This window comes from Bacillus sp. FSL P2-0099 (assembly GCF_038007445.1).
In the GTDB taxonomy this organism is placed as follows: domain Bacteria; phylum Bacillota; class Bacilli; order Bacillales; family Bacillaceae_G; genus Bacillus_A; species Bacillus_A mycoides.
The window spans coordinates 2,095,461-2,112,627 of record NZ_JBBOXE010000001.1 but is presented as its reverse complement, the minus strand read 5'-3'; the positions used below and the strand labels follow the sequence as shown (position 1 = coordinate 2,112,627).

Annotated in this window: 18 protein-coding genes, 4 pseudogenes and 1 other annotated feature; of the genes and pseudogenes, 8 read left to right on the top strand and 14 right to left on the bottom strand. The window is 34.9% G+C overall.

Annotated elements, in window-relative coordinates:
* Positions 1 to 22 precede the first annotated feature (22 nt).
* The 13 genes and pseudogenes from argS to MKY90_RS10810 all read right to left on the bottom strand — a co-directional run.
* Positions 23 to 1,711: an arginine--tRNA ligase gene (argS, locus tag MKY90_RS10870; protein WP_341091324.1), complete on the bottom strand. Its 1,689-nt coding sequence runs from the start codon at positions 1,709 to 1,711 to the stop codon at positions 23 to 25.
* A 45-nt stretch (positions 1,712 to 1,756) separates the two neighbouring features.
* Positions 1,757 to 1,971: a binding site (T-box leader), on the bottom strand.
* Between the two features lie 36 nt (positions 1,972 to 2,007).
* The gene (locus MKY90_RS10865; RefSeq protein ID WP_341091322.1) at positions 2,008 to 2,784 is read right to left on the bottom strand and encodes a class I SAM-dependent methyltransferase; all 777 of its coding nucleotides are present in this window, start codon (positions 2,782 to 2,784) and stop codon (positions 2,008 to 2,010) included.
* 49 nt (positions 2,785 to 2,833) lie between these two features.
* A complete protein-coding gene (locus MKY90_RS10860; protein ID WP_002012568.1) occupies positions 2,834 to 3,268 on the bottom strand; it encodes a BrxA/BrxB family bacilliredoxin in 435 nt (144 codons plus the stop codon).
* 82 nt (positions 3,269 to 3,350) lie between these two features.
* On the bottom strand, positions 3,351 to 3,734 hold the full coding sequence (locus tag MKY90_RS10855; protein ID WP_215598797.1) for a thiol-disulfide oxidoreductase DCC family protein: 384 nt from the start codon (positions 3,732 to 3,734) through the stop codon (positions 3,351 to 3,353).
* A 3-nt stretch (positions 3,735 to 3,737) separates the two neighbouring features.
* Entirely contained in the window at positions 3,738 to 4,865 is a 1,128-nt protein-coding gene (locus MKY90_RS10850; protein WP_002012566.1) for a conserved virulence factor C family protein, read from the bottom strand.
* A gap of 155 nt (positions 4,866 to 5,020) precedes the next feature.
* Entirely contained in the window at positions 5,021 to 5,359 is a 339-nt protein-coding gene (locus MKY90_RS10845) for a single-stranded DNA-binding protein (RefSeq protein WP_002012564.1), read from the bottom strand.
* A gap of 161 nt (positions 5,360 to 5,520) precedes the next feature.
* Positions 5,521 to 5,775 (bottom strand): DUF4318 domain-containing protein, encoded by a 255-nt coding sequence (locus tag MKY90_RS10840; RefSeq protein ID WP_002012563.1) that lies wholly within the window; start codon positions 5,773 to 5,775, stop codon positions 5,521 to 5,523.
* Positions 5,776 to 5,869: 94 nt separating this feature from the next.
* Positions 5,870 to 6,601 (bottom strand): Bax inhibitor-1/YccA family protein, encoded by a 732-nt coding sequence (locus tag MKY90_RS10835; RefSeq protein WP_002127140.1) that lies wholly within the window; start codon positions 6,599 to 6,601, stop codon positions 5,870 to 5,872.
* A 75-nt stretch (positions 6,602 to 6,676) separates the two neighbouring features.
* A complete protein-coding gene (locus MKY90_RS10830) occupies positions 6,677 to 8,572 on the bottom strand; it encodes an ABC-F family ATP-binding cassette domain-containing protein (protein WP_002127139.1) in 1,896 nt (631 codons plus the stop codon).
* Positions 8,569 to 8,787 (bottom strand): annotated as a pseudogene (locus MKY90_RS10825) (HD domain-containing protein); the annotation flags it as partial. The gene MKY90_RS10830 and the pseudogene MKY90_RS10825, both read right to left, overlap by 4 nt.
* A 143-nt stretch (positions 8,788 to 8,930) precedes the next feature.
* Positions 8,931 to 10,062, bottom strand: a pseudogene (locus MKY90_RS10820) (RNA-guided endonuclease InsQ/TnpB family protein).
* On the bottom strand, positions 10,022 to 10,660 hold the full coding sequence (locus MKY90_RS10815; protein WP_341091318.1) for an IS607 family transposase: 639 nt from the start codon (positions 10,658 to 10,660) through the stop codon (positions 10,022 to 10,024). The pseudogene MKY90_RS10820 and the gene MKY90_RS10815 overlap by 41 nt, the downstream one beginning before the upstream one ends.
* A gap of 513 nt (positions 10,661 to 11,173) precedes the next feature.
* Positions 11,174 to 11,602 (bottom strand): annotated as a pseudogene (locus MKY90_RS10810) (HD domain-containing protein); the annotation flags it as partial.
* Between the two features lie 109 nt (positions 11,603 to 11,711).
* Between MKY90_RS10810 and MKY90_RS10805 the strand changes: the two are divergent.
* Entirely contained in the window at positions 11,712 to 12,500 is a 789-nt protein-coding gene (locus MKY90_RS10805; RefSeq protein WP_341091316.1) for a hypothetical protein, read from the top strand.
* 606 nt (positions 12,501 to 13,106) lie between these two features.
* Here MKY90_RS10805 and MKY90_RS10800 read toward each other — a convergent pair.
* Positions 13,107 to 13,340 carry a hypothetical protein gene (locus MKY90_RS10800; RefSeq protein ID WP_235711967.1) on the bottom strand — a complete coding sequence of 78 codons (234 nt, stop codon included), beginning with the start codon at positions 13,338 to 13,340 and terminating at the stop codon, positions 13,107 to 13,109.
* A 167-nt stretch (positions 13,341 to 13,507) separates the two neighbouring features.
* Between MKY90_RS10800 and MKY90_RS10795 the strand changes: the two genes are divergently transcribed.
* From MKY90_RS10795 to MKY90_RS10765, 7 genes and pseudogenes are all read left to right on the top strand, one after another.
* Entirely contained in the window at positions 13,508 to 13,681 is a 174-nt protein-coding gene (locus MKY90_RS10795; RefSeq protein WP_235711968.1) for a hypothetical protein, read from the top strand.
* Positions 13,660 to 13,917: a hypothetical protein gene (locus MKY90_RS10790; RefSeq protein WP_098168001.1), complete on the top strand. Its 258-nt coding sequence runs from the start codon at positions 13,660 to 13,662 to the stop codon at positions 13,915 to 13,917. Before MKY90_RS10795 ends, MKY90_RS10790 begins: the two co-directional genes overlap by 22 nt.
* A 400-nt stretch (positions 13,918 to 14,317) precedes the next feature.
* The gene (locus MKY90_RS10785; protein ID WP_061673867.1) at positions 14,318 to 14,818 is read left to right on the top strand and encodes a YxiF family protein; all 501 of its coding nucleotides are present in this window, start codon (positions 14,318 to 14,320) and stop codon (positions 14,816 to 14,818) included.
* Between the two features lie 152 nt (positions 14,819 to 14,970).
* Positions 14,971 to 15,996 (top strand): WXG100 family type VII secretion target, encoded by a 1,026-nt coding sequence (locus tag MKY90_RS10780; protein WP_098168002.1) that lies wholly within the window; start codon positions 14,971 to 14,973, stop codon positions 15,994 to 15,996.
* 13 nt (positions 15,997 to 16,009) lie between these two features.
* Positions 16,010 to 16,423 (top strand): hypothetical protein, encoded by a 414-nt coding sequence (locus MKY90_RS10775; protein WP_000273070.1) that lies wholly within the window; start codon positions 16,010 to 16,012, stop codon positions 16,421 to 16,423.
* A 247-nt stretch (positions 16,424 to 16,670) separates the two neighbouring features.
* Positions 16,671 to 16,820 (top strand): hypothetical protein, encoded by a 150-nt coding sequence (locus MKY90_RS10770; RefSeq protein ID WP_172798756.1) that lies wholly within the window; start codon positions 16,671 to 16,673, stop codon positions 16,818 to 16,820.
* A gap of 47 nt (positions 16,821 to 16,867) precedes the next feature.
* A pseudogene (locus tag MKY90_RS10765) lies at positions 16,868 to 17,107 on the top strand (tyrosine-type recombinase/integrase); the annotation flags it as partial.
* Positions 17,108 to 17,167: the final 60 nt, after the last annotated feature.

Here is a 17,167-nt window from a genome sequence, read left to right as displayed (position 1 = left end):
TTTTTGTTACAAAATTTTTATTTTACATCTCCTCAGGTGCCCCTACCCCAAGTAAACGTAATCCCTCTTTTAATACAACCGTCACAGCGTCAGCTAATGCGAGTCTACTCTCTTTCTCTTCGTTCTCTTCTAATATACGAACATTTCCATAATATTTATTGAACGCTTGTGCTACATCTAATACGTATTTTGAAATAGTAGATGGCTCATTTTTGTTGAAGGCCGCTTCAATTACTTGCGGGAATTTATTAAGTAATTTTACGACACTCCAGCTATAATCATCTTTTAATGCAAACGTACAAGTTTCAAATTCTACACTTTCTTTTCTTAAAATTGAACAAGCACGCGCATGTGTGTACTGTACATATGGTCCTGTTTCTCCTTCAAATTTCAACATATTTTCTAATGAGAATTCGATATTATGCATACGCTCATTTTTTAAATCGTGGAAGATAACCGCTCCAACACCGACTTGTTTTGCCACGTCTTCTTTTTGTTTTAAATTCGGATTTTTCTCTTCAATATTTTGTTCCGCAAGCGCAACAGCTTCTTCTAACACTTCTTCTAATAAAATAATTCTGCCCTTACGTGTCGACATTTTCTTACCATCTTTTAATATGAACCCGAACGGTACATGTTCCATTCCATCAACCCAAGTATAGCCTAGCTTTTTTAATACAGTGAAAAATTGATTAAAATGTAAACTTTGTTCTGGTCCAACTACATAAAGTGCTTTATCAAATCCATATGTGTTTTGGCGATATAAAGCCGCCGTTAAATCACGTGTTGCGTAAATAGTTGCACCATCTGATTTTCTAATTAAGCATGGCGGCATACCTTCTTCTTCTAAATTAACGACTAATGCCCCTTCTGATTCTTCCAGTAAGTCGTACTCTTCTAAAATCCCAATAAAGTCTTCCATTTTATCGTTATAGAAAGCTTCTCCTTGAAAGTTTGTAAATTCCACACCGAGAAGTTCATAAATACGCGAAAATTCTTTTAAAGACTCATGACGGAACCAATTCCAAAGTTCGACTGCTTCTTCATTTCCTTCTTCTAGTTTTTTAAACCATGAGCGTCCTTCTTCTTCTAGTTCTTTGTTCTCTTTTGCTTCTTCATGAAACTGAACATATAACTTAAATAACTCACGAATTGGATCCTCTTTAACAACTTCTTCATCTCCCCATTTTTTATATGCAGTAATTAACTTTCCAAACTGCGTGCCCCAATCGCCAATATAATTGATTCCGACAACTTCATACCCACATTTTTCGGCGATATGTTTCAGCGAATTACCAATCATTGTAGAACGTAAATGCCCCATTGAAAAAGGTTTCGCGATATTAGGAGAGGAATAATCGATAACTACCGTTTTTTCACATCCAAAGTGATTTTGACCGTACTCTTCTTTCTCCGCTAAAATCGTTTTTAATACTTTATCACTTACTGTTTCACGATTAAAAAATACATTTACATAAGGACCAACAGCCTCTACTTTCGTAAAGAACGGATCATTTAATTTCTCCGCCAATTCCTTCGCTATAATAGCTGGTGATTTTTTATATTGCTTCGCTAGTGAAAAGCATGGGAACGCTGCATCTCCGAATTCATCTTGTTTTGGTGTTTCGATTAAATCTAAAATTTGATTTTTTGTTAATTCATTCGTAAAAATATTCGATAAACTTTTCGCAAACTGCGTTTTATAATTCATACTATAACCTCCTTATTTTTTAAAACACAAAAAACTCGTCTCTAAAAAAGAGACGAGTTTTAACCCGTGGTACCACCCTTGTTGTTCATTTCGAACCACTTTCCCGTTTATAACGAGGACAGGGGGCCTCGGCTTACTCTACTATTCGTTCAAGAAGCGTCTCCGAAGTGCGCTTCATCTTTTTCTTCTGCACTAGGCTCACACCATCCCTAGCTCGCTTTCCTTCTGAAAAAGATTACTCTCTTCATCACAGACAGTATATTTAATTATTGCTTATTATACATCTTTTCGAACAATTAGCAAGGGTCAATTACACCAAAGTGAAACTTAGCACTTTTTCTTTTGTATACGTGAAAATTATGTTTTTCAAATCTAGAACTACGAAAATGATCTTTCAGAACGACACGCTTTCTCGCCACACGCTTCGCTTCCGCAATTGTTTCGTCAGTAATATCATGATACAAAGCGAAGTGTTTTAATCCTTTAATTCCATCTGATTCTATGACAGTTTCTTCAAACATTGGATCAAGGTAAACAACGTCATAACTATTATCTTCACATTGTTTTAAAAATGCAAAATGCTCTGTTTGCTTTACATCGATTCTTTGCATTGCTTCATCGATTTCAGAAACGGATGAAGACCATGTTTGCAAGCCTTTTCCCATGATGTAAGACATATATTCGTTTCCTTCAAGCCCTGTTACTTTTCCACTTTCACCAACAACATAACTAGCTATAATACTATCTGATGCCATACCGAGCGTACAATCTAATACTGTCATTCCGCTCTCTAATTTAGCAGCTTGTATAAATGGATCATGTTCTCCGCGCATTAACCTTTTCACACGAAACATCGCTGAGTTTGGATGAAAGAAAAACGACTCTTCCGTACCTTTTGGATAAATGGCTAATCGATTTTTCCCTACGACAAGTACATCTTGTTCATACTGCTCATGCAGTTTATGTACTGGTATGTCATTACGTTTAACGAAAGAAAGATTTAATTCTGCTGCTACCTTGTTTGCATAATCTTTCATTTCTTTATTTGTTCTTCCTGCTGTTGTTACTATCATTTTTTCACCTCTATATAAAGAAAAGAGGGAGATTCACTCTCCCCCTACTTTAGCAATTCTTTTCGAAAGCTTGTTCTAAGTTTGTAATAATTTCGTCCATTGTTGCGCCTTCAATTTCATGACGGTGAATGAAGTGAACAACTTCTTTTCCTTTTAGTAATGCCATAGATGGTGAAGATGGAGGAATTTCTCCGAAGTATTCACGCATTTTTACAGTAGCATCTTTATCTTGACCTGCAAATACAGTTACAAGATGATCAGGTTGTTTTTCAGCACGTACAACCGCTTGACCTGCTGATGGGCGTGCTAAACCAGCTGCACAACCACAAACAGAGTTTACAACTACTAAAGTTGTACCTGATGCATTCTCCATAAATTCTGTTACAGCTTCTTCTGTAGTTAACTCTTCAAATCCAGAACGCACTAACTCTTGGCGCATTGGAATTACCATTTGACGCATGTATTCTTCATATGCATTTGACATCTTGTATCTCTCCTTCAACTTTCATTCCAAATTTATCATATCACGCTCTATTAATAGGTGCAAAAGAAAGATAACGATGATTTCATTTTTTTGTAGGGATTTCACAAACCCCTTCACGACAGTGTCCAACTGGGACAAGTTTTCTATTGTTGGCAATATAATCGTATACTTTACTTCCAAATCCAAGTACGATAGATAGTTTTATAAAAGGTACTGCAAACCAATAAGATGGAACGGCCTTTGCTAATACGTTAATGCTATGAATTCCGTCATACCACTTATTATTTTTTAAAATATACAATCTTTGTTCCATCTTACTTTGTAATTCTTGAGAAAGTTCATACTTCTCAACTACATCTTCATCTCGAAATGAAACAAATTTGATCTTACCCTTTTTATCTAATCTTTTCGTACGTTCTGCAACCGCCGTACACATCGGGCACCAACTATCATAGAAAACAATCATAAACTATTCCCCTTTACGAGACTCCGTCATTTGCTTCCATACTGATCCTTTTGCTTCTTCGCCGCCTTCAATACGTTCTAAAGCTAAACGTGCTTGCATCGCCACTTCAAACTCCGGATCATCTTCTGCTGCTTTTAGTGCCGGAATTGCACTTTCATCACCAAGTTCAAATAAGAACATTGCTGCACGCCAGCGTACTAATTTACTTGAATCTTTCAAAGATTTAATCATAACGAACATCGCTGCTGGATCACCTACGTCTGATAAGCAATCTCCTGCTGTACGACGAACGCTTACTGAACGATCTAATAACGCCTTATATAATAACGGCAATACTCCTTCACCTTTTACCATACCTAAATAAGCTGTTGCTAAACGGCGGATAGATACTTTCTCATCATCTAATGCCATTTTCAATACCATCATATCTTCTTCCGTTGGATCCATTTGTTCTAAAGCTGCAAAACGGTTTTTCCAGTCAGAATCTTTCATCATCTCTTCTGTTACTTTATATGGCTCACGCTTTTGAATCGTTACTTCAACAGCACCTGCTTGATCTAATAATTCTTTAACCGTTTCATTTACCCGTTCTTCTGAATAAGCAGCAATAATTTCTTCTACTACTTCTTTCCCGATTTCTTCAAAATTACCGTAACGTGTACTTTGCTCTACCCACTTACGCTCTTTCACAACGTTAGGTGCAGACATTTGCACTTTCATAATTGATTCTTTAAAACGATCAGGTAAACCAACACGCTCTTCTGAGGTTCCATCTGTTAACTTCACTTGCATCGGAATTGTAAAGAACATTTGAACAAACACTTTCACTTCTCCAAAATGAGAAAGTTGTTGTTCTTCGCTTTCTTCCACTATTTCTTCACCGAAAACAGCACGAACTTGTTGTAATAAAACTTTCCAGTCATACTTCGCATTTCGCTCCACTGCTAAAAAGTCTGCAACATGATACACACCTTTAATGCCTTCAATCTTCAAAATTTCTTGCACTTGCACTGGTGCTTGTTCTTTATTTTCATTTGTATAATTATTACGCGCTCCTGATGGTAATACTTCATTCAAAATAACTTTCATTGTATTTGGACTTGGCGTCGGTTCAATTGCTTTAATCTTCACGTAAAAAACTCTCCTTTATTGCGTGTTCTTAGCTGTATTGTAACATGTTACCCCTTTATACTCCTACTCGGATGCTTAATTTTATTGATTTCTTCCCATCATCATACTTTCTCTTTCCACCTAATTAATCCGAAACTATCATTAAAATTCTAATATTATTGCGATGCACTCTCCCGCCTTCTCTCTAAAAATGTAATATTCTCAATCAGAACTTCAGTTCTATATACTCTCTTTCCTTGTTCATCATCGTAATTACTCGTATGAATACGCCCTGTAATCCCAACAAGTGAGCCTTTCGTACAATATTCTGTTACATTTTCAGCCGACCTTCTCCATACAACACAATTAATAAAATCTACTTGTTGCTCACCTAAACTATTTCGAAAACCTCTATTCACCGCAACACATATTCGTGCATAAGCGACACCTTGTTTTGTGTAGTATAATTCTGGCTCCTTTGTCAATCTACCGATTAATACAACTCGATTCATCATAAGTTATACCACCTCACATATTTTTCTTCATTGTAAAGAAAAATGTTGGAAGGGTAAAAAGCGCAAAATGATATGTTTGTAAGCAAAAATTATTACTTTATATCTTACAAATCAAAAAAAGAAACCCTACATAGTATAAACATGTAAGGTTTCCAAAAATATTATACTTCACTGCAAGATATGTAATATCCTCCCCGGGCCATCTTTATTTCAGCGCGGTACATTACATTTTCTAAGTAGAAAGTAATCGGTTTAACTTTACTCTCAATTTTTAATTGTTCATTACATTTAGCCGCATAGCTTTCAATAGCTGAACGAATAACTTCTGCTGATGGATATGTTAAAGCGTCATCTAGTTCTATGAAAAAACTTTTAGAAAATAGTTTTTTCATAATCCCTTTTTTCTCTTTCATCATATTCCATCCCCCTTCAATTTAAGTCGCCAACATCCATATTTTCAATTTATCTTTAAAAATAAAAAAACCTGCACATTTCATGCAGGATTTTTTATTAGTCATTTTTCGTAAAGTAAGAAACGAAACGAAGAATTTCTAAGTATAACCATACTAGCGTCATCATTAGACCCATTGCACTGTACCACTCCATATATTTTGGAGCTTGGCTACGTGCACCATTTTCGATTAAATCGAAATCTAGTAATAAATTTAATGCAGCAACTACAATAATAACTGCACTAATGATCATACCAATTGTTCCACCTTGGTGAATATATGGAACAGAAACACCGAACATGTTTAATAAGAATACGATTAAATACATAACCATAATTCCCATTGTTGCTGCCATAACACCTGTGCGGAATTTATCAGTTACCTTCACTACGCGTGTTGCATATAAAACTAACATCGCAAATAGAATTGAGATTGTTAGTAATACAGCGTTTAAAACGATAGAATCCTGAAATTTCATTGCATAAACTGCTGAAATACTTCCTAACACTACCCCTTCTACTGCCGCATAAATCGGTGCACCAATTGGTGATATGCGCGGGAAGAAGATAGATGCAAATGCAACGATTGCCGCAATAACTAAAGCACCAATTAATACTGGCATTTTCATCGTACCTTGCGTCATCTGTATGTATGAATAGACAGACGTTGCAAGCAGCAAGATAAGCATGATAAACGTTTTGCCTACTGTTCCGCCAATAGTCATCGCAGAAGTATTTGCTCCCTCTTTACGGAATGCCTCTTTTTTCAACATTGGATTAGATGTTCTCATTTTTTCCCTCCTAAAATAGGTTCTACCAATAGTGTAAAGTTTTTCTCTTTACTTTTCAATATATGCAGCTTGTTTTTATTTTAATCCTTCAACGATGTCGGATAGTTCACTCCATCGTTCCATCGTTTTTTCTAGCTCTTCTTCTATCTTCTGCCCTGCTTCAGATAATTCTTGGGCCTTTGTGAAGTCAGATCCAACATTCGTAAGTTCTTCTCCAATTGATTCAAGTTTCTCTTCTAGTTGTGCAATTGTATCTTCAATTGTTTCCCATTCACGCTGCTCATTGTAAGAAAGTTTACGTTTACGTTGTTGTTTCGGAGCCTCTTCTACTACTTTTTTCTCCTTTTGAACTTCTGCTTTCTCAATGAGTTCTCTCGTTTTTTCCATTTCTAAATACTCTGTATAACTACCTAGGAATTCACGCACTTCGCCTTCGCCAGTAAAGATGAACAATTCATCTACTACTTTATCTAAGAAGTAACGGTCATGCGATACAGTTAAAACGACACCTGGGAAATCTTCTAAATAATCTTCTAGCACTGTTAATGTTTGTGTATCTAAATCATTCGTAGGCTCATCAAGTAATAGTACGTTTGGTTCTCCCATTAAAATACGCAATAAATATAACCGTCTTCTTTCGCCACCAGATAGTTTACCAAGCGTTGTTCCATGTGAATGCGGTAGGAATAAGAAACGTTCTAACATTTGAGATGCGCCAATTACTTTTCCGTCTGTCGTATGAATAACTTCCGCAATTTCTTTAATGTATTCAATCATACGCTGGTTTAAATTCATCTCTTCATTTTCTTGTGTATAATAGGCAACTTTTACAGTTTGTCCTACTTCAATTTCACCACTATCAGGAGAGAATTTTCCTGCAAGCATATTTAATAGTGATGATTTTCCGCTGCCATTTGCTCCGATGATTCCGATACGATCACCAGGCTTCACAATATGATTAAAGTTATGTAATACTGTTTTATCACCAAATTTTTTCGTTACATCTTTTAATTCAAGTACTTTCTTTCCTAAACGACTTCCACTTAGTGCAATATCAACTGATTGCTTCGCTGCCGGTCCTTCTTGTCCCTTAAGCTCATCAAAACGCTGAATACGCGCCTTTTGTTTCGTAGAACGGGCTTTTGCACCACGGCGAATCCAAGCAAGTTCACGACGATATAAATTTTGGCGTTTTGATTCTTGTGCCGATTCTTGCTCTTCACGAAGTGCTTTCGCTTCTAAAAATGTACTGTAGTTTCCTTCGTAGCTATACAGTTTACCGTTATCTAATTCAAAAATACGGTTTGTCACACGATCTAAGAAATAACGATCATGGGTTACAAGTAATACCGCACCTGTATATCTTGCTAAATATTCTTCTAACCATTCAACTGTCTCATGGTCAAGGTGGTTCGTAGGCTCATCCAAAATTAATAAATCAGGTGTTTCAATAAAACATTGCGCCATTGCAATACGCTTTTTTTGTCCACCAGATAGGTTTCCAACAGTTGCTGTAAAATCAGTAATTCCTAATTTCGTTAATAACGATTTTGCATTCGCATTTGCTTCCCATGCACTCATCGCATCCATACGTTGCTGCACTGCAAATAATTGTTCCTGTACTTTTTCATTACTTGGATCTTTTTCGATATTTAATAACGATTGTTCATAATCACGAAGAAGACGAATTAAAGGTGTATCACCATGGAACACTTGCTCTAATACTGTTAGTTTTTCATCAAACTCTGGTTGCTGTGATAAATAACTAATTGTATATCCGCGTGAATGCGTCATATCACCTGTATCAGGAGTTTCTAATCCTGCAATAATTTTTAATAACGTTGATTTACCAGTACCGTTTACACCGATAATTCCGACACGTTGTCCTTCTGTAATACTACATGATAATCCATCAAATAACGGTTTTTCTCCGTATGATTTCGATAAGTTCTCCACAGTTAACATTTTCATATTTGTGCATTCCACTCTTTCATAAATTGTTCAATAAACTGTTCCATATAACGATGACGAACTTCAGCCTCTTGTTTTGCTGCGTTCGTGTTCATTAAATCTTTTAGTTTTAAAAGTTTTTCATAAAAATGATTTAAAGATGGATCATTATTTTTTCTGTATTCATCTTTCGTCATCACTTCTCGAGGCGGAACATTGGGATCATACATTAATCTCCGATACGATAAACTTAACTAAATCTATACAATTCAATCAAATTTATACAAATTAGTGCTTCAAAGTGTTCTCGCAACCCCGAAGGGACGAGGGGTATAACACTCCACACGAGGCAGTATCGTTACCTCCTATTATCAAGCATTTATTTTACCCATCTTGATAAATTTATCGAAGCATTCAAATCTCTATCGTGATGGCTATTGCACCCAACACAGTTCCATTCACGAATCTTTAAACTCCACTGTCCTTCTGATTGAACTGAATGGTCGTATTTAACTCCGCAACTTGAGCAAATCTTGCTTGAAGCGAACCATTTATCAGCTTTTACATATGCAATGCCGTACTTCTCGCACTTGTATGACAAACATTGAAAGAAGAAGTTTAATTTTTGAAATGAAAATGCTTTCGATAGTTTTTTGTTTTTTAACAGGTTTGAGATATGTAAGTCTTCCACAACAATCCTCATTGGTTTGGTTTTCACCAATTTAGCTGTCGCTTGATGGATATGGTTATTTCGGATATTCGTAATTTTCCTAGACAACCGAAGGTGTTCGGTTTTTGCTTTTTCATATCCGGCAGATTGACATTTCACACCTTTTTTAAATCTCCTAGACATATCTCTTTGCGCTGACTTTTTCCTTTTCAAAAGTTTTTTAACCTTAGCATCTTTGTTTATATTTCGTTCTTTCGTACCATTAGAAGCTACAAACAACTCTTTTAAACCAACGTCCACACCAATCGACTCATTGGTTAGTTCTGGTGGTTCGAATTCTTCTTTGAACCCTACACTAATCCACCAGTGACGACCATCAAATGTAACTCTTGGATTTGATGGTTTTTTGTTTCTTGGTAGTTGTTGGCTTGTTTTCACTTCTCCAATAGACTGAATATCAACTACTTTCTTTCCTATAATCAGTCTTTCATAATTGGCATAAAATCCTTGGATTAAATCTTTTTTGGTTTTATAAGAAGTGTGATAGCCATTTTTGTAATTTTTGAACGAATTTTTTCGCGCCTTGTCAAAATCTTTTGAAGCCTGTTTTGGAACTTGTGCGTTGATGTCATTTAACAACTCATATCGCTTTCGCTTCTTGATCTTTGTAAATCGTTTCTGTAAAGCTAACTGTGAAACAGATTTTCCAAATAGCTTATAGTATCTATCACTCATTCTTTTACAATAGTTATAAGCGAATCTTGAAGCTCCAGCATGGTTTCTAAGCACTTTTATCTTGTTCAGGCGTTGGAATCAGTCTGACTTTCTTCGCCAATATCATCAGAAGTCAACTCCTTGATTATCTGTTTGGTCTTTTTAGAGCGCTTGCCTTGAAGTTTACAACTAAATACTGTAATGATCTGAACAAGGTCTTCTACGACCTCCTGTTCTTCTGTCTTAGTAGTATTGTCAATTACTTCAATCGCTGTTCCGTGTAGTTGACAGATCTTTTCAACCAACTCATAACTGAACCTCACAAGTCTATCTTTGTGCATGACAACAACTTTTTCAACCTCATTATTCTCAATGCGTTCAATTAACTTGTTAAAGCCTTTTTTCTTATAGTTGATTCCAGAACCAATATCTTCGATAATTTCAAATTGATAACCTCGCGCGATAAGATATTGCTTCATTCTATCGACTTGTCTTCCTAGGTCGTTTTTTTGACTCGAAGAACTGACTCTACAATAGCCAATTACTGTGCGATTATTTGGGCGCTCCCCTTTTAGATAATGAAAGATTTGTTCTTCTGAATAGTAGCGTGTCCCACCAGCAGTCACCTTTTCAGGTACTAATTCACCGCTTTTGTGCATTCTCCTAAGACTACTAGGATGCAAACCTGTTAATTCCGATACTTGACTAACTCGTAAAAATTTCATTATTATTCTCACCTCATTGAATCCACAATAGTACATACATTCGATAGATTCAATGAAGTTCGATAGATTTAATTAGATTTATCTTGTTCAACTAAGGGCGCAATTCCTTAGCCAGTTCTCTTATGAACTTCTCATGTTTTCACATGAGCGCAGACTATATGTTTATCTATTTAGAGATAGAGGATTTTTCCACCACCATAGGCTTGTGATGTACTCTCGTCAGTTATACGAGATAGTCGTTGAACGTTCATCTTATCAATTTTGACTTAGATGATTCGAGGCGGAAGACCCATTGTTCTAGTGTTTAGGATTTAACCTTGCACGATCTGATTGATTTTTTCTGCTTTCGCGACATTCGCGCTCGCTATTTCTAGCCACGCTGTAGTTCAATCAGCTTTAGGGATTGCCCGCAGTTAACCCTCACTACTAGCCAATCACTTGACTAGCAGGGCTTACTGATATATTTAAATTAACTTTAGTTATAATTGTTAAATAAATCGTAACAGTTAATTACCCTTTCGCTCCTCCGTATGCAAACGTTCGAGCTATTCCAATTGCGCCAAGAGCATCTAAACGATCCGCATCTTGAACAATTCTCCCTTCAAGTGACTCAACTATGCCACCATGACCGCCCTTATAAGACATATTGGCGATGATATGAAGAACATGCTTACTTTCATCTTCTTCAACACGTAACTCTTCTAACCAATCAGAAACTTTTTTCATTCCTGCTTCTTCACTCTCATTTAACTTCTCATCTGCTACATCGTGAAGTAATGCTGCCATTTCAATTATAAAACGATTTCCCCCTTCTTGCTCGGATAAAGAAATCGCCAATTTATGTACGCGTTCAATATGATACCAATCATGCCCACTCGCATCTTTTTCTAAAATATGCTTTACGAAAGTTATTGTTTTTTGTATTTTTTCTTGTTTTATCATTTTATCTTCACCCAGTTACTTATTGTAACACGCCCGCATTTTTTCATCACATATTTTCTTGTCCGCCCATACACTAGGTGGTAGGCATCATTATGAAGGAGGAATAAAAATGTTCTATAATAACCAACCACCTTACCCACAACAACCTCTTTATCCTCAACATCAGGAACAAAGATATGCTGAACAATATGAGGAGCAAGAGACACAACATCAAGAGCCACAATACGAACAAAATCCATACGCTACACCACAAAATCAAGAACAACAAAATCCATATGACACACGTCCAAATTATGAATATCCTCAAAATCCATATGCATCACCACAAAATCAAGAACAACAATATCAGCAAAATCCATATACAGCACCGCAAAATCAAGAACAACAATATCAACAAAATCCATATACAGCACCGCAAAATCAAGAACAACAATATCAGCGAAATCCATATACAGCACCGCAAAATCAAGAACAACAATATCCATATCCAACTCAGCCACAACAACCGCAATACCAACAACAAATGTATCAACCACACCATGACGCACGTGTTTCACCACCTGCACCACCAACAATTGATCCGACACAACCACAAATCTTACCTCCTGGACCAACACTCGATATTACACAGCCTCAAATTTTACCACCTGGACCTATTACAGAACCTACGCAACAACAAATCCAACAAGTTGTCGGCACACAGTTTTTACCTTTAAAGAAACCTGTACTTGATTTCGTAAAACCTTGGGTAGATTACGGTTTAAATGAAGCGAAACATACATCACACAAACATGCTTTAACAGAAGTTGCTGCGATTATGTTCTTAGTTGGTAAAGGATTTAATCCGACGATTGCACATTATATTGTGGAATCTTGGGAGAAGAATGAGCAGTTTTAATCTTATTCATTTTGTGTTAAATAAACCTATAAAAGTGTCACAAATGCCTGTTATACAAGCATTTGTGACACTTTTTCATTTGTTATATTATATTGGGAATTTCATACTTTTTCACGTGGTTTTATATTATTTGTGAGCAAAATGTGAGCAAATAATAGCCTTTTAATTAAACTGTATTAGATCGATTTTTATTTTAAAAACAATTCATTTAACATACATTTCTACAATAAATCTTGTATTACAATCACCTTGATAAATAGTTATTACCGTTCCCATTGTTGAACTTGTGTGCGGAAAATATACCTCCGTTTTATATAGTTTCATTCCGTTTCACACGTCATTTTAAATGTACGTTTATTTGATAACGTTGTTCTGTGATATCACTACTTGTTATTAATTCCTGGCTGTTTTTATTAAAGCTAAAATTCGAGTAAAACGTGTGATTTTGTCTAACCATATTTTAGACAAAATGGACGGTACAGGTTGACACCAACAAGGTAACAACAATGGAGATACATTTTTCATTCTCTTCTATTATATAAAAAGTATGACGAAAAATTTATTATCAATAAAAATAAAAAAGATTCCTATAACTAGGTCTCTTTTTTATTCTACAAAGAATTCTTTTACTTCATAATCCCTATGAGTAGATAACTTAACAGAAAAACCCTTATTTTTATCATTAGAGATGTATCCATCAACAAAAACCTTTAAACCTCCCATTTCACCTGAAAATTCAGCATTTGTTATAGTAACATCAACATTTTTTTCTTTCTTAAAATATTCAATTGTAGCCTTTTTAGCTTTATCTTTAATTTCTTGTTGTTCTTGAGACGACATCGCCCATACGGGATTCACTGCATCTATGAATTTTATAACTGTACAAGAGACCATACCAATAAGAATAATTCCAATAATTGTTATAAATTCCAGTTATTTTTATCATATTCCCTCTTCCTTTATTATTTACTTACATTAACAAATAAATAAAATTAAGGAAAGAAGACATGGATTTACTTCGTCATGAAATTTTCGAATCAAGATTTGAAGGTATTTTTAAAACAGATTACAAAACAGCACATAATGCAACCGTAAAATCAGATCGCCCTTGGGAAATACCTGAAATTGATAGAGAACAAAACAATAAAGGAGATAAATTATGGAAATTCATATTACGATGAATAAAGAATTTGAAGACGAGGAAATAGTTGTATATCAATTTTATCCCTCAGAATATCCAGATAAAGTTGGAAAAATGTATTTTCATAAAAAAGATCAAATGTTTCATGAAATAGATCAAGTTCCGGTAAAATCAACTGCAACAAGTGAACATTACTTTTATTGTGCATGTAGCAGAATAATGCAATGTATCAAGAGTGGTGGAGAATTTTTGGAAGAAATGACATACGGAGTATAGCAAAACAAACGAGTATATAAAAAAGCCAGCTCAAATAAAGAACCCGTTTCTTTTTCATACTGTTACTAGGTTAATAGACGTAAACATAAACTTCATTTACAGTAACATCTATACCCTGCCAAAAAGGGGTATAATTGAACGTTACAAATCAGCTGTAACAGTTTTAGAAACTAAAGAACTTTCTTCACTATCTAGATTAGAGTTCAAGATTTTTGGTGGAGTTAGAGCATATCTCGACTCTTGCAGTGATTATAATAATCCTATATTAGGTGAAATGTATAAGGTAGAACAATCTCTTCAGAATATATTAAACAATAATAAATAATATTAGAACGTCCTCGAAAAAGGTTCAAAATATGTAGGAGGACAAACTGATAGAACCTTAAAGGTGTGAAAAATTTTGAGTAATATGAATAAGAGCCGAATCGAAATTCTAAAAATAAAAGTAAAAAGAAACGCTAGTAGAAAAGAACTTTTAGACGAACTTTCTAATATTGTTACGATTTCTATGGACTCATTTATGGGTGCAGAATCTAATGATTTATTTTGTAAAGAATTATTTAATACGCTAGAACAAAATTCAAACATTAAAATTTTTGGTAGCACTGATTATGAAGAAAATGGAGGACTATCAATAGCACTGTTAAAAGAAACAGCTAAAACTATTAAATTTCCAGTTAATCAAGGGAGACTCTTTTTCTCTAAGGGTGGTAAATTTGAAGCAGTTAAGCTGAACATTGCTGAAGTATTTGATAATTTAGAGGAGTTATCAACCATATCAAGATTTCTAACTGGGTATGCGGATTTTGTATTAGTTGGTGATGATTTAGAATTTGGCGTATGTATTGAGAGAACGGAATATCATTATGAATTCAGTATGTGGGGATTAACGAAAATCTAAATTATGAAAACAATCAAAACCACCTTTTTGATAGGTGTTTTTGTCTACTATTTCACATATACATAGGCTACATTTATCTCTACATTAGAATTAGATATTTACATTTTTTTCTTTTTATCTCATAATTTTAATTGGGAAAAGGGAGGAAAGAAATGGTTCAAATCAAAGTGACACCTGAAATGCTAGAAGAAGTTGCTAATCGTGCAAGTAATACCAGAATCGCATTAGAATCTATACATAATAATTTATGTAATGAAATTGATCATTTGTGTTTTCAATGGATTGGTGCCTCTAATCAACAATTCATTCACATGTTCAATGATGCGAGACCAAAAGCTTTTACATCTATCAATTCACTTATACAAGTGGAAGAAGATTTGAAACGAATTGCCGAAAAATTCCGCAATACAGATAATCAAGATGTTACAATGGAAAAAGGTGCAATGTGTGGACCACTATCATCAGAAAAAGAGGGTTTTGATGGTAAAAAACTAGCTAGGGATATAGCGGGTGAAATAAGTGGTGAATATGATGTTCGTCGCGTTTTGGATGGTATTGATCCATCTACTGGCGAAAAACTTTCGGGGTGGGAACGTGCTGGGTCAGGTGTCATGGCTGTAGCCGGCCTTACACCCTTTGGAAAGATAGCTAAAGTAGGAAAAGGAGTTAAAATGACTGCTAAGGCTACTGAGGCTGCAAATACAGCTAAAAAAGTACCTGTTGGGAAAGCCAGCGGGACTAAGTCAATTATTTCATCCGAAATGGAAGAGAAAATTCTTTTGGGACAGAGAAAAAATCCTAATAAAAATGAAATTATTGGAGGACATTCATCAAATATTAAAAATAGTCATCCTAATTATGCTACAGAGACGATTAAGGTCAATCCAAATGGTACGAAAGATATCAAATATACGACTCAATTCCCTGATGGGAAATTGGCTAAAATAAAAAATAGTACAATATTTCCAAATAGTTGGAGTGATACAAAGATTTTAGATAGTATAACTGATATAGGTAACTCTTCCCCGTTAGGTATTAGAGGAAGAGATGGAGCAACTTTTCATAGGGAAATTATTGACGGCGTAGAAATTGATGTAATAAAAATAGGTGACAATGTGGTTAGTGGATATCCAACAGGTCAAATTAATGCACCATTACCAGGTGGATTTACCAAATAGAGGAGGAACATAAATGTATGAAAAAGTAGATGCAGTATTATCTGAAAATAGCTCAGATAACTACTTCTATGATGATGAATTTATGTATGTACAAGAGTTGATAAGTGAATTTACTGAAAATGATTGGGATAAATTGCTTCAAAATCTAAAGGACAGAGATGATAAATATAAAATTAGATTAGTATATTGTATAGATGAAGATACTGGGATGAATGGATTCAATTTATTACTAGATTTACTCAATGCGAATGATGAATTAGCTGAATATGTAATAGACTCTTTGCGTTCTTTTAACAATGAAGAATATAAAAAAATAATCGCTTCCAACAAGCAAATAATGGATAAAGCAGAGAGTCTACTGAAAAAATCGAGTCTGCCAGTTAAGAGAATTTTAGAAGCATTTTTACAACAAAATACACAGTCTTAGTATTTATATCTTTAGAAACAGAATTGTTTAAACTAAATAAAAACGAACTCTATTATTCGATTGGCGTCAAATAATAGAGGATTGACTAGTAAGTGTATCACCTGAGATTCCAGGAAGAGTATGGCGTGAAGCTGAAGCGTCTGAAATAGAGCCTTCACATGAATTGGTTTACTTCTTATGTAATAATGCTTTAGAAGTATTTAATTCTCGTTCTATAGAAAGTGCGAAGTGTGAATGTGGTGAATGTATGGATGCATATAAAATGGTTGATACAATGCCGTTTGATAAGTTTGAAGAGTTGGTTGAGGACAGTATTGTTGTTATTGAATTATATTTATGTCCTTCTTGTAAAAAGTGGAAGCTTAATTTTGTTGGTAGAAAAATTCTATATGGGTGAAATCATGTTAAAAAAGCTGAATTAGGAAATTACCTAGTTCAGTTTTTTATTTTAAGGACCATTACAAAAAAGCTGATGTTCCTCGAATTCGTATTCATGACTTACGGCATACACATGCAACTCTCATGCTTCAAGCCGGAGAGCACCCAAAAATCGTTCAGGATCGCTTAGGGCACTCTTCTATTCAAATGACTTTAGATAAATATAGCCATATCACACAAAACATGCAGCAACAAGCCGCAGAAAATTTTGAGAATGTAATAAAACCCTATGAAAATATCAAATAAAAACCAAAAAATTCGAATGTGAGCAAAATGTGAGCATTAATAAAAAACAGAGCCTATAAA

Coding starts and splice junctions, on each gene's coding strand:
- MKY90_RS10815 (WP_341091318.1), bottom strand. CDS start 10,660: ATGAAATTTTTACGAGTTAGTCAAGTATCGGAATTAACAGGTTTGCAT.
- MKY90_RS10775 (WP_000273070.1), top strand. CDS start 16,010: ATGTATGAAAAAGTAGATGCAGTATTATCTGAAAATAGCTCAGATAAC.
- MKY90_RS10865 (WP_341091322.1), bottom strand. CDS start 2,784: ATGATAGTAACAACAGCAGGAAGAACAAATAAAGAAATGAAAGATTAT.
- MKY90_RS10845 (WP_002012564.1), bottom strand. CDS start 5,359: ATGATGAATCGAGTTGTATTAATCGGTAGATTGACAAAGGAGCCAGAA.
- MKY90_RS10855 (WP_215598797.1), bottom strand. CDS start 3,734: ATGATTGTTTTCTATGATAGTTGGTGCCCGATGTGTACGGCGGTTGCA.
- MKY90_RS10860 (WP_002012568.1), bottom strand. CDS start 3,268: ATGTCAAATGCATATGAAGAATACATGCGTCAAATGGTAATTCCAATG.
- MKY90_RS10840 (WP_002012563.1), bottom strand. CDS start 5,775: ATGATGAAAGAGAAAAAAGGGATTATGAAAAAACTATTTTCTAAAAGT.
- MKY90_RS10835 (WP_002127140.1), bottom strand. CDS start 6,601: ATGAGAACATCTAATCCAATGTTGAAAAAAGAGGCATTCCGTAAAGAG.
- MKY90_RS10800 (WP_235711967.1), bottom strand. CDS start 13,340: ATGTCGTCTCAAGAACAACAAGAAATTAAAGATAAAGCTAAAAAGGCT.
- MKY90_RS10805 (WP_341091316.1), top strand. CDS start 11,712: ATGTTCTATAATAACCAACCACCTTACCCACAACAACCTCTTTATCCT.
- MKY90_RS10830 (WP_002127139.1), bottom strand. CDS start 8,572: ATGAAAATGTTAACTGTGGAGAACTTATCGAAATCATACGGAGAAAAA.
- MKY90_RS10780 (WP_098168002.1), top strand. CDS start 14,971: ATGGTTCAAATCAAAGTGACACCTGAAATGCTAGAAGAAGTTGCTAAT.
- MKY90_RS10790 (WP_098168001.1), top strand. CDS start 13,660: ATGGAAATTCATATTACGATGAATAAAGAATTTGAAGACGAGGAAATA.
- MKY90_RS10770 (WP_172798756.1), top strand. CDS start 16,671: ATGGATGCATATAAAATGGTTGATACAATGCCGTTTGATAAGTTTGAA.
- MKY90_RS10795 (WP_235711968.1), top strand. CDS start 13,508: ATGGATTTACTTCGTCATGAAATTTTCGAATCAAGATTTGAAGGTATT.
- argS (WP_341091324.1), bottom strand. CDS start 1,711: ATGAATTATAAAACGCAGTTTGCGAAAAGTTTATCGAATATTTTTACG.